This is a genomic window from Halorubrum sp. Ib24 (genome assembly GCF_002252745.1).
GTDB lineage: Archaea > Halobacteriota > Halobacteria > Halobacteriales > Haloferacaceae > Halorubrum.
In genome coordinates this window covers 20594-33641 of the sequence record NZ_NHOX01000033.1, presented here as the reverse complement: position 1 = coordinate 33641, position 13048 = coordinate 20594, and the positions used below count along the sequence as shown (strand labels likewise).

11 protein-coding genes and 3 pseudogenes are annotated in these 13048 nt (G+C 68.9%); 9 read left to right on the top strand and 5 right to left on the bottom strand.

The genetic code is table 11. The features are described 5' to 3' along the window. Positions 1–231: pseudogene (locus DJ82_RS15330) on the bottom strand (hypothetical protein); the annotation flags it as partial. Here DJ82_RS15330 and DJ82_RS08860 point away from each other — a divergent pair. Both DJ82_RS08860 and DJ82_RS08855 read left to right on the top strand, forming a co-directional pair. Then, positions 212–850 (top strand): sulfite oxidase-like oxidoreductase, encoded by a 639-nt coding sequence (locus tag DJ82_RS08860; protein WP_094522401.1) that lies wholly within the window; start codon positions 212–214, stop codon positions 848–850. The pseudogene DJ82_RS15330 and the gene DJ82_RS08860 overlap by 20 nt on opposite strands. A gap of 114 nt (positions 851–964) precedes the next feature. Beyond that, positions 965–2326, top strand: a complete 1362-nt coding sequence (locus DJ82_RS08855; RefSeq protein WP_094558379.1) for an isochorismate synthase MenF — start codon at positions 965–967, stop codon at positions 2324–2326. A 95-nt stretch (positions 2327–2421) separates the two neighbouring features. Here the strand turns inward: DJ82_RS08855 and DJ82_RS08850 are convergent. Next, positions 2422–3106: pseudogene (locus DJ82_RS08850) on the bottom strand (proteasome assembly chaperone family protein). On the opposite strand from DJ82_RS08850, the gene DJ82_RS15325 reads away from it, so the two are divergent. The 3 genes from DJ82_RS15325 to DJ82_RS08840 all read left to right on the top strand — a co-directional run bounded on the left by DJ82_RS15325 (position 3029) and on the right by DJ82_RS08840 (position 4777). After that, positions 3029–3196: a hypothetical protein gene (locus DJ82_RS15325; RefSeq protein ID WP_241881483.1), complete on the top strand. Its 168-nt coding sequence runs from the start codon at positions 3029–3031 to the stop codon at positions 3194–3196. The pseudogene DJ82_RS08850 and the gene DJ82_RS15325 sit on opposite strands and share 78 nt — an antisense overlap. Positions 3197–3272: 76 nt before the next feature. Beyond that, entirely contained in the window at positions 3273–4220 is a 948-nt protein-coding gene (locus DJ82_RS08845; RefSeq protein WP_094581601.1) for an RsmB/NOP family class I SAM-dependent RNA methyltransferase, read from the top strand. Next, positions 4217–4777: a hypothetical protein gene (locus DJ82_RS08840; protein WP_094581600.1), complete on the top strand. Its 561-nt coding sequence runs from the start codon at positions 4217–4219 to the stop codon at positions 4775–4777. Before DJ82_RS08845 ends, DJ82_RS08840 begins: the two co-directional genes overlap by 4 nt. A 97-nt stretch (positions 4778–4874) precedes the next feature. Here DJ82_RS08840 and DJ82_RS08835 read toward each other — a convergent pair whose 3' ends face one another. Together DJ82_RS08835 and DJ82_RS08830 are read right to left on the bottom strand one after the other, a co-directional pair. Beyond that, entirely contained in the window at positions 4875–5132 is a 258-nt protein-coding gene (locus DJ82_RS08835) for a hypothetical protein (RefSeq protein WP_241881481.1), read from the bottom strand. A gap of 13 nt (positions 5133–5145) precedes the next feature. After that, the gene (locus DJ82_RS08830) at positions 5146–5679 is read right to left on the bottom strand and encodes a DoxX family protein (RefSeq protein ID WP_094522393.1); all 534 of its coding nucleotides are present in this window, start codon (positions 5677–5679) and stop codon (positions 5146–5148) included. Positions 5680–5999: 320 nt separating this feature from the next. Between DJ82_RS08830 and DJ82_RS14555 the strand changes: the two genes are divergently transcribed. Both DJ82_RS14555 and DJ82_RS08825 read left to right on the top strand, forming a co-directional pair. Then, positions 6000–6143: a DUF2080 family transposase-associated protein gene (locus DJ82_RS14555; protein ID WP_137695475.1), complete on the top strand. Its 144-nt coding sequence runs from the start codon at positions 6000–6002 to the stop codon at positions 6141–6143. Then, a pseudogene (locus DJ82_RS08825) lies at positions 6144–7373 on the top strand (RNA-guided endonuclease InsQ/TnpB family protein). It begins immediately after the preceding gene. 13 nt (positions 7374–7386) lie between these two features. Here the strand turns inward: DJ82_RS08825 and DJ82_RS08820 are convergent. Then, positions 7387–8901 carry a DUF790 family protein gene (locus DJ82_RS08820; RefSeq protein WP_094581599.1) on the bottom strand — a complete coding sequence of 505 codons (1515 nt, stop codon included), beginning with the start codon at positions 8899–8901 and terminating at the stop codon, positions 7387–7389. Between the two features lie 87 nt (positions 8902–8988). Here DJ82_RS08820 and DJ82_RS08815 point away from each other — a divergent pair, with 87 nt between their 5' ends. Further along, the gene (locus DJ82_RS08815; protein ID WP_094581598.1) at positions 8989–10737 is read left to right on the top strand and encodes a tRNA uridine(34) 5-carboxymethylaminomethyl modification radical SAM/GNAT enzyme Elp3; all 1749 of its coding nucleotides are present in this window, start codon (positions 8989–8991) and stop codon (positions 10735–10737) included. Positions 10738–10816: 79 nt separating this feature from the next. Continuing rightward, the gene (gene rqcH, locus DJ82_RS08810) at positions 10817–13009 is read left to right on the top strand and encodes a ribosome rescue protein RqcH (protein WP_094581597.1); all 2193 of its coding nucleotides are present in this window, start codon (positions 10817–10819) and stop codon (positions 13007–13009) included. Positions 13010–13048: the final 39 nt, after the last annotated feature.

Below are 13048 nucleotides of genomic sequence, written 5' to 3'. Positions count from 1 at the left end.
CGAGGGCGTTCCGCTCTTCGAGAGCACCGGGAAGCGGTCGGTCTCGCGCTGGCCCGGAGGGAGTCGGTCGTCGCCGTACTCGCGGTAGAGCCCCGTGAGGTCCTGAACGTCGCCGTCGGCGTCGTTTTCCGGGGTGTGACTGGGGTCGACCCGGGTTCTGCAACCGACGCGGAGCGATACGCATAGGTGGGCGCGACGCCTACGCCGGCGTATGAGTGGATCCGGCGGCACGGACGCCGCGACCGAGGCCGACGGCGACGTTCAGGACCTCACGGGGCTCTACCGCGAGTACGGCGACGACCGACTCCCTCCGGGCCAGCGCGAGACCGACCGCTTCCCGGTGCTCTCGAAGAGCGGAACGCCCTCGTGGGACCCCGAGACGTTCGCCTTCGAGGTGTGGGGCGCCGTCGACGACCCCCTCGATCTCTCGCTGTCCGAGTTCCGCGACCTCCCGGCCGTCACCCAGCGACAGGACTTCCACTGCGTGACGGGGTGGAGTAAGTTCGACTGCGCGTTCACCGGCGTCGAGTTCGCCGAAATCGTCGACCACGCCGGGGTCCGCGACGACGTCGAACACGTCCTCTTCCACGCGCTCGACGGCTACACCACGAACCTCTCGCTCGACGAGTGCGCTCGAGACGGCGTCCTGTTCGCGTACGGCTACGACGGCGACGACCTCCCGGCCGACCACGGGGGACCGATCAGGGTCGTCACCCCCCACAAGTACGCGTACAAGGGCGCCAAATGGGTCTCGGGAGTGGAGTTCCTCACGGAGAAGGAGCTCGGCTACTGGGAGAAGCGCGGCTACAGCGACACCGCCGACCCGTGGAACGAAGAGCGGTACAGCTGACGGCGGCGTCCGCTTTCGCGCCGTAGGCGTTAGAGCGAGCGACCGCGCGCCCGTCGCCCGCGCCGACCGCCGGGATAGTCAGGATAAAGGGCCCGCAGTGCCGACCGTTACTTAATGGAACGGGCGCGTTCGACCTCGGCTCCGCCCCTCGTCAGCCGCACGACCGCGGTCGACGCGCCCCCGTTCGCGGCCGCCTTCGACGCCCTCTCGACGCCGCGGACGACGTGGAGCGCGCCGGACGACGCCCTCGTCCTCGGGAGCGGGGCAGCCGCGACCCTCACCGCGAGCGGCCCGGAGCGGTTCGCCGAGATCCGGAGCGCCGCCGCCGACCTGTTCGACTCCGGCGACGTCCACGCCGGGACCGAGGCCGCTCGTCCCCGGATCTTCGGCGGATTCGCCTTCCACGAGGGAGCCTGCGGCGGCGACACGTGGGGGCCGTTCCCGGAGGCGCGCTTTGCGCTCCCGCGCGTCCAGCTCACGTTCGCGGACAACGGCACTTGGCTCACGGTGAACGCTGTCGGCCCGGAGACCGACGTCGACGCCGTCGAGCACCGGCTGGCGGACGAGGTCGAACGCCTCGCCGCGGTCGACGGCGACGCGGCCGATCCGCCGCGCCCAGGTATCGCGGAGACCCGTCGGACCACGAGCCGCGAGGCGTGGCGCGAGAGCGTCGACGCCGCGGTCGACCGCATCCGCGGCGGCGACTTACGGAAGGTCGTCCTGGCGCAGGCGCTGGAGGCGGACTTGGCGGCCGAATTCCCGCGAGCGGCGACGCTGAAGCGGCTCGCGGAGAAGTACCCCGACTGTCACCGGTACTACTTCGAGCCGGACGAGGAGGAGAGCGCCTTCTTCGGCGCAACTCCGGAGCGGCTGGTCTCGCTTCGCGGGCGGACCGTCGAGACCGACGCGCTCGCGGGGACGACGGGGCGAGGCGAGACGCCGGCGGAGGACGAGTGGCTCGCGCGGGAGCTGCTCGATGACGACAAAAACGTCCACGAGCACGAACTCGTCGCGGACACAGTCCGCGAGCAGCTGGAGCCGTTCGCGGCGTCGGTCTCCGCCGGCGAGCGTCGCGTCCGCCGGCTCGCGACGGTCCAGCACCTCCACACGCCGATCACGGCCGAACTCAGCGACGACCGCCACGTGCTCGACCTCGTGGAGGCGCTCCACCCGACCCCCGCCGTCGGCGGGCTCCCGCCCGACCGCGCCCTGGAGACGATCCACGAGACGGAGCCGTTCGACCGCGGCTGGTACGCGGCGCCGGTGGGCTGGATCGACGCCGCCGGCAACGGCGCCTTCGCGGTCGCGATCCGCTCGGCGGTCGCGGCGCCCCGGCGGGCCACCCTCTTCGCCGGGGTCGGCCTCGTCGCCGACTCCGATCCCGACCGCGAGTGGGACGAGATCCAGCTCAAGTACCGCCCGATCCTCGACGAGTTGGAGGCGGGAGACGGGTCGCCCGGCGCGGACGACGACTGAGTCGAGGGGCGCCCCGCTCGGCGCGGGCGTCGACGAAATCGAGAGACCGCCCGACCGGAGCCGCCGGCGTCCCGGTCGAGAACCGCGCGCGCCGCCTACTGGAACATCTTCAGCGGCTCGGCCTGCGAGCTCTCCTCGGTGGCCTGCTGCATCCGCTCGGCGAACGCCCGCTTCGCCTCGCGGATCTCGGTCGCCTGGTCGACGAGCCCCTCGGTGGGCGTCTCCGTCTCCGCGATCGGGTCGATGCCGTTCCGGATGAGGATCCGCGCGGCCTCGGGGTCGGGAAACTGCGGGTCCGACTCGACGACGAGCCCGACGGCGTCGCGGTCGCGCTCCAGCGCCTCCGCGAGCATCGCGCCCGTCGGCCCGGAGATCAGCCCGGCCTCCGGCGGGTCCTCGACGTCGGCGCGCTCGAGCCGATCGCCGCCGTCGCCGGTCGCCACGCCGTAGATCGACGAGGCGGCGCCCCTTCTCGCGGCCGCGTCCGGAGAGGAAGATCGGGAACGTCACCGTCTCCGCGAACCAGTTCTCCAGGCAGCCGGCGACCTCGGTCGCGGCGCCGGGATTCACGGGCACGTCGCTCCGGAGCGCGACGAGGTTGCTCTCCGGGTCGGCGTACAGCCGCACGGGAGTCGTCAGCGCCCGTTCGTCCTCGCGGTAGACGGCCACCCGCGGGAGCCCGTCGCAGTGGACGTTCGCGTAGTGGACCATCTCGTGTTCTTCGATCATGTGGTCCGTCGCGATCTTTCCGACGAGTCCGACGCCCGGGAACCCCTCCACCAGCGTCGGCTCGTCCAGCGAGACGTCCTCGTCGAGGACGGAGATGCGTGCCATGCGTTCGCCTACTCCGGGCAGGGACCTAAAACGTAGGGCGCGCGGGGCGTGCGACTGCGTGGCCTCGCGCGCGTCCCGAAACCGACTAACGGGCCGCCGCGAAAGGGGTGGCATGAATCCGTTAGAGCGGTACGAGCCGCTCGTCGACGACGCGTCGGCGTTCCGCGCGGCCTGCGACCGGCCGCTGCCCTCCGTCGTCCGCGTGAACGAGATGGCGGCCTCGCCCGATCGGGTCCGCGAGGCGTTCGACGAAGCGGGCGTCGCGTACGAGCCCGTGGCGTGGCACGACGGCCTGCTCCGGCTTCCGGACGGGAACCCCGGCGGGAACTGGCCGTACGTCCACGGCTGGACCCACGGGCAAGAGGAGGTGTCGGTGCTCCCGGGGCTCGCGCTCGACCCGGCGCCGGGCGAGCGCGTCTGGGACGCCTGCGCGGCCCCCGGTAGCAAGACGACGCAGATCGCCGACGCGATGGACGACGAGGGCACGCTCGTCGCCAACGACAACAACCTCGGGCGGCTCTCCGCGCTCCGGCACAACGCGGAGCGCCTCGGGATCACGAACGCGATCGTCACGAATCAAGACGCCCGGAACTTCTCGACGAAGCCGCTCGCGTTCGACGAGTTCGATCGGGCCCTCGTCGACGCCCCCTGCTCCTGCGAGGGCACCTGCCGCAAGAACCCGGACGTCGTCGGCCAGTGGACGCTCGACCACGTCCACGCCGTCGCGGGGATCCAGAAGGGGGTCTTAGCCCGGGCCGTGCAGGCGACCCGCCCCGGCGGGACCGTCGTCTACTCCACCTGCACGTTCGCGCCCGAGGAGAACGAGGCGGTGCTCGACCACGTCATCTCGAACGAGGACTGCGAGGTCGTCGAGTTCGACCTCCCGCTCGACGCGGTCCCCGGCGTCACCGAGTGGGAGGGCGAGACGTTCGACGAGTCGGTGACGCGCGCGCACCGCGTCTACCCCCATCACAACGACACGGGCGGGTTCTTCTGCGCGAAGCTTCGTGTGGGCGGGGATGACGAGGCGGGCGCGGGCGACGGGGAGGTGGCGGCGTGAGCGACGGCCCCGGATCCGTCGACGACGCGGACGGAGACGCCCCGACTAACGACGGCCAGCGCTTCGACCGCCTCCCGGAGACCCCCGACGACCGCGAGGTCGACGGGCGCGCGAGCCGGCGTGAGGTGCTCGACTGGTGGGACGAGCGGTTCGGGGTCGACCCGAGCGTCTTCGAGGGGTACAGCTTCTGGGAGAAGGGCGCGGGGAAGGTCTGGATCTTCAACGGCGAGGCGACCGACCCCAGCGGGGTGGAGGCGATCGGGATGACCTTCCTCCGGACGCGACAGGAGCACTGGAAGCCCACCGGGCGCGCGGCCACCCGGTTCGGCCGCCACGCGACGCGGAACGTCGTCGAACTGGGCCCCGAGCAGGCCGCCCGGTTCGCCGCCGGCGACGATCAGGACCTCCCGGAGTGGGACGGCGACTGGGGGTATCTGATCGCGACCCACGAGATAGCCGGCGGGTCGGCGCCGATCGGGGTTGGACTGTACCTCTACGACGAGCTGCGCTCCGTGGTACCCAAGGGGAGCCGCGCGGACCTGCCCGTCGTGGAGTGAGGGGTCCCCGTCGCGGAGCGAGGGGTCCGCGTCGGATTCGATAAAAACCGCCCGTCGGAGCGGGGCCCGCTGGCGGCGCTCCACCGCGTCGAACGCCTCAGATCGACGTGTCCTTCGGCGGCTTGGTGGCGAGGTTGGTGATCCCGTACGTGGCCATCAGGATCAGGCCGAGCAGGATCGTGTACGACCGCACGCTGAGACTGATCAGCGTCTCGTGGACGACCTGCCCTTCGCCCGACACCGGGTGCGGGGCTCCCGCGATTATCTCGAGCAGCCCCATCCCGACCGTCCCGATCAGGAGCAGCGCTGCGCCGCCGTACAGTCCGACTCGTTCCACTGTGGTGAGTTCGCTCATTGTTGTCTCCGTGTTAGCCGATCAAGTACCGCATCCGCGGGTGGTTCCTGACGAACTCCGTCTTCGCGAGGTACGCGTCGACGCCGAGCACGCGGCCGGCGCCGAGCGTGGCGATCATCGCGAAGATCAGCAGCCCCAGGAGGTCGCCGGTGATCACGCCGTGGGCCCAGCCGCCGGTCTCGCCGTTGATGAAGTAAAAGAACGTCATCAGGAACGCGCCGAAGAACGCGGCCAGCCGCGTCAGCGCGCCGACGATTAAGCCGAGCCCGATCAGCGTCTGCCCGAGCGGGACCATGACGTTGACGAACGACAGCATGATTCCGTCGGAGAACAGCGTGACAATCGGAGCGAGGCTGGTCCCCGCCGCCGCGCCGCCCACGAACCAACTCGCGTCGAACGGCCAGGCTAAGAACTTGTCGAGCCCCGCGTGGAGGAACCACCAGCCGACGATCAGCCGCATCACGACGAGCCAGTAGGCGAACCGTGACTCCTCGACCGGGAACGATACGTCTCTACCGAGCAGCCGCGTCTGGATGTTGGTGACCATAGCGTGCTCCAACCGGACAATTACCTTACCGAAATATATAAAATCAGTCTCATTTTCAGCCCAGAGTAATCCGCGATCGGCGCTTTACCTAAAATTCAGGCGCTAATGCCCCGTCCTCAGGGAGCAACGCAGGGAGCGAAGCGACCGAGTAGCGCAGTAGGGCGGGGATACAGCGTCCCCAGAAATCGCAGATTTCTGGTGTGCGAACGAATCGCTCCGCGATTCGTCCACGCCGTCATCGTCTCACAGACACTCTGCAACGACCGGTCCACAGGCCCACCAAAGTGTTTATACGTCCCGATAATGTATCTACATCGTACATGGAACAGTTCACAATCAACGGCCACGAAGTCGTGGACGGCGACGTGAAAGCCACCGGCAACGGCGCTCACGTCTACGTCCCGAAACGATGGCGTGGCGCGGACGTGAAAATCGTCCGTACATCCGACCCTACCGACGAATAGATGAACTACAACTACAGGTATCGGCTGAACCCGTTCGACGACCTCCGCGGGCGGTTAGCGTGGACTGTCGATACCTGTAGGCAGGTCTACAACCATTTCCTCCACCGACTCAACCGACGCGACGATACGTCCTCGTACTCCGAGCAGAAGCGTCTGCCGGACTTGAAAGACTGGTGAACCGACCTACGAGACGTTCACTCGAAGGCGTTACAGAAAGTCGTCCAGCGGTTGTACGACAACCTCTCGACGCTCAAAGGCCGGAAGAAAAACGGCTACAACGTCGGTGAGTTGAAGTGGAAAGCACCGGGAGAGTACCAATCGTTCACCTACAGTCAATCCGGCTTCAAACTCAAAAACACGAGTGGTCGGACGCGACTGTGGCTCTCAAAGATTGGTGACATTCCCATCACATTCCACCGTGACCTGCCTGACGATGCCACTATCAAGACCGTCACGATCAAACGCGAACCCACCGGCAAGTGGTACGCCATCCTCGGCGTCGAAACCCCTGACGACCCTCCCGAGAAGCCCGACGAAGTGACTGACGCAGTTGGCATCGACGTGGGTATCCTGAAATACGTCCACGACAGCGACGGAATCGCCGTCAAGTCGCCGGACCTTTCCGATGAACGCGAGCGATTGGAACGCGCTCAACGTAACCTCTCGCGGAAGAAACACGGCTCGAACAATTGGGAGGAACAACGCAAGACGGTCGCTCGACGCCACGCCGAGCTGAAACGCAAGCGACGTGACTTCTTGCACAAACTCTCGGGGTACTACGCCAGCGAATACGACCTTGTAGCGGTCGAGGACTTGGACGCGAAGGGACTGGTCGAACTACCGGGCAACTCTCGGAATCGGGCCGGAGCCTCGTGGGGGACGTTCCTGCGGATGCTCGAATACAAGTGCGAACGGGAAGGGACGCAGTTCGTCGCCGTGGACCCCCGAGGAACGACGAAAGAGTGTGCGTCGTGTGGTGTCGAGACGGACAAGCCGTTGTGGGTACGCGAGCATTCGTGTCCGTCGTGTGGATTCGCGGCGGACAGAGACGCGAATGCGTCGTGGAACATTCTTTCTCTCGGTCTCGAACAAATAGGGGCGGGCTGTCCCGAATCAACGCCTGTGGAGACTGCGCTCCCTACGGACACCGATTCGGTGTCTGCAAAGCGCGTCATGGAAGCAGGAAGCCCCACCCTCAAGGAGCGAACCGCGTCAGCGGTGAGCGAGTAGGGTGGGGAGGAAGTCACTCCTTTCTCCGGACCGTTCCGCCGCCGAGTCCCTCCCACTCGACTCGGTACCCGAGCGCGGAGAGGGTCGCGCTCGCGTCGTCGATACCGTACCCGTCGAACACCGTCTCCGCCTCCGCCAGCGGGACCCCGTCCGCCACCTCGTCGCCGATCCGCTCCAGGACCGCCGGCCTGACCAGCGTCCGCCCCACGAGCTCGTGCTCCGGGAACGGGCCGTCCTCCACCGCCGCCACGCTCACCCCGTATCGGTCGGCGAGGTCGGTCAGCGTGAGCACGTCGTCCTCGGGCTCGAACGAGTCCGGGAGATCGGCCGCCGCGTCCGCGACGAACTCGGCCTCGTACTCGCGGAGCACGTCGACGACCTCCTTCACGCGGACGGTGCCGGAGTAGGTCACGACGCGGTGGTCGCGCGCCGCGACCGCCTCGCCGACGCCGAGGCTCTCGTCGACCGCGACCAGCAGGTCCACGTCCTCGACGTCTGCGAGCTGGCCGAGCTTCTTCTCGACGTACTCGGGGGTCCAGAAGCCCATCACCTCGAAGAACAGCCGGAAGTCGGCGTGATCGTAGTCGAACGCGAAGTCGGGGATCATCACGCGCGTCCCCGTTTCGAGCGGTTCCGGCTCCCGCACGAGCGACCAGTCGAGGTCGAGCCCGCGGAACCGCCCGGCGAAGTCGGCCTCGACCCCGCTGTCGAACGACGGCTCCGCGACCGGCTCGACGCCCGGCACCGTCACGTCGCCGTCGGAGAGGCGCATGGTGCGCTCGCGGCCGCGGTCGTCGATCGTCGCCTCCAGCGACCACTCCGCGGACTCCGCGACGGTCCGGAGGAGCCGCGCGAAGGCGGTCCCGTATCGCCGGGTGCGCGAAAAGAGGGTGTCGGGGCCGGTGACGACGAGCTCCCGCCCCTCGGGCGTCTTCTCCAGCTCGTACATCAGCCGGAGCCGCTTCACCGCCGAGACGAGCCGCTTCGGGTCGTTCGACCGGATCCGGACCTCGGTCGCGTCGAAGAGGGCGGTCTGCGCCAGCGAGAGGTCGTACTGCTCCAACAGGGAGTCCGGCCCCCACCGCACGTCGGCGTCGACGAGGACGTCGTTGACGTCGCGGTCGGCGTACAGCGACGCCTCCACGTCGCCCGGCTCGATCCCCAGCGCGTCGGCGGCTCGGTCGACCGCGGTCTCCCGCTCCGCCTCGCTCGCGACGCCGACCGCCTCCGCGGCCTCGAACGCGGCCCGCCGCACGCGCCGCGGCGGGACCGGCGCCCGCGTCTCGAAGTCGCACTCGCGCTCGATCAGGGCCGCGAGCCCGCGGACGAGCTTGAAGTCGCCGCCGGAGTCGCCGGCGTCGGCCTCCAGCGCCGCCAGCGCGTCGTCGAGGTCGCCGCGGCGCTCCCCGACGTGGGACTCGAACGTCCCGAGCACCCGGGCCGCGAGCGGGCGGTGCTCGCGACCCGTAAAGCGCGGGCGGTATCCACCGCCGGCCCGCGAGACGCGCAGGAGGTCCTTGCGTAACACGGCGGCGGCTACGCCCGGGTCGGCCTAAAACCGGCCGGTTCCCGCGGTGCGACACGCTTAACTCCGAAACCCGTCGATCGGAGCGTAATGAGTACCGACGCGGCGAGTGACGCGGACGCCGGCGGCGAGGGGGGTGACGACGGAGGCGGGAACTCCGACGGCGACGAGCCAGAGGCGTTCGTCCGCACCTGCGAACACCTCGTCGACCGGATCCTCGCGGGCGAGATCGACCGCGACGACCTCGAGTCCGCCAAGCTCGACGCCTGCTCGAAGTTCTCGTCCCCGAAGGTCCCGAAGAACACCGACATATTGGACCACGCGCCCTTCGAGGCGCGCGACGACGTGATCGAGGTGGTCCAGCGGAAGCCGGTCCGGTCCGCGTCCGGCGTCTCGCCGGTCGCCATCATGACCTCGCCGAAGCTCTGTCCGCACGGGAAGTGCCTCTACTGCCCCGGCGGACCGGCCTCGGAGTTCTCCTCGGCGCAGTCGTACACGGGTCACGAGCCCGCCGCGGCCCGCGGAGAGCAGAACGATTACGACCCGTACGGGCAGGTCACGCTCCGGCTCGAACAGCTCCGGAAGATCGGTCACCCGGTCGACAAGGTGGAGCTCATCCTGATGGGCGGGACGATGACCGCGCGCTCGCACGACTACCAGGAGTGGTTCGTGAAGCGCGCCCTGCAGGCGATGAACGACTACGACCTGGACGAGAAGCCGGAGCCGGCCGAGGGCGAGTCGTTCGCGCCCGCTCCCGAGGAGACCGAGTTCGAGTACCTCGAAGACGTGATCGCGGAGAACGAGACGAACGCGATCCGCAACATCGGGACGACGTTCGAGACGAAGCCCGACTGGTGCGACCCCGAGCAGATCGACCGGATGCTCGACCTGGGCGGCACCAAAGTCGAGGTCGGCGTCCAGACCACCTACGAGCGGATCAACCGCGAGATGCACCGCGGGCACGGAAACGAGGCCTCCCGCAACGCGAACCGTCGCCTGCGCGACGCGGCGTTCAAGGTGGGGTTCCACATGATGCCCGGACAGCCGGGGATGACGCGGGAGATGTGTATCGAGGACTTCCGACAGATCTTCGAGAACCCGGACTGGCGCCCCGACTACCTGAAAATCTACCCGACGCTCGTCGTCGAGGGGACTCGGGTGTACGACCGGTGGCGCCGCGAGGAGTTCGACCCCCTCACGAACGAGGAGGCGGCCGACGTCGTCGCCGAGGCGATCGACCACGTCCCGAAGTACACCCGGCTCCAGCGCGTCCAGCGCGACATCCCCGCCGACTTCATCGAGGGCGGCGTCTGGAAGTCGAACCTCCGACAGCTGGCCGATCAGCGCGCCGAGGAGAAGGGGATCGTCCAGCGCGACATCCGCGCCCGCGAGGTCGGTCACAACGACGCCGACCCGGACCCCGACGACGTCGAACTCGACGTGATGACGTACGAGGCCGGCGGCGGGACGGAACACTTCATCTCCTTCGAGGACCCCGTCCGCGACCTGCTCGTCGGGTTCTGCCGCCTGCGGTTCCCCTCGTTCGCGCCCGACCAGCCCGGCGCGCCCGGCACCGAGGACGACGCGATCCGCCGGGAGCTGGAGGACGCGGCGCTGATCCGTGAGCTCCACGTGTACGGTACCGAGGTCGCCATCGGCGGCGACGGCGACTGGCAACACAAGGGGTACGGCACCAGGCTCCTCGAACGCGCCGAGGAGCTCGCCCGCGACGCCGGCTACCGCAAGATGGCCGTCATCTCCGGCATCGGCGCCCGGGAGTACTACCGGGACAAGCTCGGCTACCACCAGGACGGGCCGTACGTGTCGAAGCGGCTGTGAGGCCGACTCGGTCGGACTCGCTCGCCCGACCGCACCCACAACGACACGCCTTTTTCCGGCCCGCGAGTCTCTGTCGTGTATGGACCAGAAGCGGGAGCTGTCGAGCATCGACCTCGCGGCCCTCGTCACCGAGCTCAATCGGTACGAGGGCGCGAAGGTCGACAAGGCGTACCTCTACGACGACGACCTGCTCCGGCTGAAGCTGCGCGACTTCGACCGCGGCCGCGTCGAACTCATGATCGAGGTGGGCGACGTGAAGCGGGCCCACGTCGCCGACGCGGAGCACGTCGCCGACGCCCCCGGTCGCCCGCCGAACTTCGCGAAGATGCTGCGTAACCGCATGTCGGGCGCCGATTTCGCGGGCGTCGAGCAGTACGAGTTCGACCGGATCCTCACCTTCGAGTTCGAGCGCGAGGACGAGAACACGACGCTCGTCGCAGAGCTGTTCGGCCAGGGCAACGTCGCCGCCCTCGACGAGACCGGCGAGGTCGTCGGCTCGCTGTCGACGGTCCGGCTCAAGTCCCGGACGGTCGCGCCCGGCTCGCAGTACGAGTACCCCGCGTCGCGGCTCAACCCCCTCGACGTGAGCCTCGGCGGGTTTAAAAGGAACATGCGCGAGTCCGACAGCGACGTGGTGCGGACCCTCGCCACGCAGCTCAACCTCGGCGGGCTATACGCCGAGGAGGTGTGCACGCGCGCGGGCGTCGAGAAGGAGACGCCCATCGACGAGGCGACCGACGACCAGCTCCGCGCGCTCCACGAGGCGCTCGAACGGATCGGCGACCGGCTCCGCTCCGGCGACGTCGACCCGCGCGTGTACGAGGAGGAGCTGTCCGAAAGCGAGGCGGACGACCGCGACCCCCGCGTCGTCGACGTCACGCCGTTCCCCCTCTCGGAGCACGAGGGGCTCCCGAGCGTCGGCTTCGACTCGTTCAACGCCGCCGTCGACGAGTACTTCTACCGGCTCGACCGCGACGACACCGGCGAGGGCGAGGCCCCGGCGGACGCGAAGGCCTCCCGGCCCGACTTCGAGGAGGAGATCGCCAAACAGGAGCGGATCATCGAACAGCAGGAGGGGGCGATCGAGGGGTTCGAGGAGCAGGCCGAGGCGGAGCGCGAGCGCGCCGAACTCCTGTACGCGAACTACGACCTCGTCGACGAGGTGCTCTCGACGGTTCAGGAGGCTCGCGAGAGCGAGGTCCCGTGGGACGAGATCGCCGAGACGCTCGACGCGGGCGCGGAGCGCGGGATCCCGGCGGCCGAGGCCGTGGTCGACGTCGACGGCGGCGAGGGGACCGTGACGGTCGAGCTCGAGGCCGGGAGCGACGACGGCGAGGGCGTCGACGCGGTCCGAGTCGAACTCGACGCGAGCGCCGGCGTCGAGGTCAACGCCGACCGGCTCTACCAGGAGGCGAAGCGGATCGAGGGGAAGAAGGAGGGCGCGATGGAGGCGATCGAGTCGACGCGCCGCGAGCTGGAGGCCGTCAAGGAGCGCAAGGCGGAGTGGGAGGCGGAGCAGGCGGCGGACGACGGGGACGGCGGAAGCGACGGCGACGAGGGAGACGACGACGAGGCGTACGAGACCGACTGGCTCTCACGCGCCTCTATCCCGATCCGGAGCCCCGACGACTGGTACGACCGCTTCCGGTGGTTCCACACCTCGACCGGCTACCTCGTCATCGGCGGGCGCAACGCCGACCAGAACGAGGAGCTCGTCAAGAAGTACATGGGCAAACACGACCGGTTCTTCCACACGCAGGCGCACGGCGGGCCCGTGACCCTGCTGAAGGCCGCGGGGCCCTCCGAGTCCGCGGACCCGGTCGACTTCTCCGAGGAGACGCTGCGGGAGGTCGCGCAGTTCGCCGTCTCGTACTCCTCGGACTGGAAGGACGGTCGCGGCGCGGGCGACGCGTACATGGTCGAGCCGGATCAGGTATCGAAGACCCCAGAGAGCGGCGAGTACATCGAGAAGGGGAGCTTCGTGATCCGCGGCGACCGGACCTACTTCGAGGACGTCCCCTGCCGGATCGCCGTCGGCGTTCAGTGCGAGCCCGTCACGCAGGCCATCGGCGGGCCGCCGTCGGCGATCGTCGACCCCGCGGCGACGAGCGTCACGCTGGAGCCGGGGATGTACGCCCAGAACGACGCCGCGATGATGGTGTACCGCGAGCTGAAGGGGCGGTTCGCGGACCAGTCGTTCGTCCGCAAGGTGGCGAGCGCGGACCAGCTTCAGGAGTTCCTCCCGCCGGGCGGCTCCGACATCGTCGACTAGGCGGACCGGAGCGCGATCCTTTCAAGCCTCCGCCTCCGA

Excerpts from the sequence above, each read along its gene's own strand:
- DJ82_RS08830 (WP_094522393.1), bottom strand. The coding sequence starts at position 5,679 with ATGGTCACCAACATCCAGACGCGGCTGCTCGGTAGAGACGTATCGTTC.
- DJ82_RS14555 (WP_137695475.1), top strand. The coding sequence starts at position 6,000 with ATGGAACAGTTCACAATCAACGGCCACGAAGTCGTGGACGGCGACGTG.
- rqcH (WP_094581597.1), top strand. The coding sequence starts at position 10,817 with ATGGACCAGAAGCGGGAGCTGTCGAGCATCGACCTCGCGGCCCTCGTC.
- DJ82_RS08860 (WP_094522401.1), top strand. The coding sequence starts at position 212 with ATGAGTGGATCCGGCGGCACGGACGCCGCGACCGAGGCCGACGGCGAC.
- DJ82_RS08815 (WP_094581598.1), top strand. The coding sequence starts at position 8,989 with ATGAGTACCGACGCGGCGAGTGACGCGGACGCCGGCGGCGAGGGGGGT.
- DJ82_RS08835 (WP_241881481.1), bottom strand. The coding sequence starts at position 5,132 with ATGAGCGAACTCACCACAGTGGAACGAGTCGGACTGTACGGCGGCGCA.
- DJ82_RS08855 (WP_094558379.1), top strand. The coding sequence starts at position 965 with ATGGAACGGGCGCGTTCGACCTCGGCTCCGCCCCTCGTCAGCCGCACG.
- DJ82_RS08845 (WP_094581601.1), top strand. The coding sequence starts at position 3,273 with ATGAATCCGTTAGAGCGGTACGAGCCGCTCGTCGACGACGCGTCGGCG.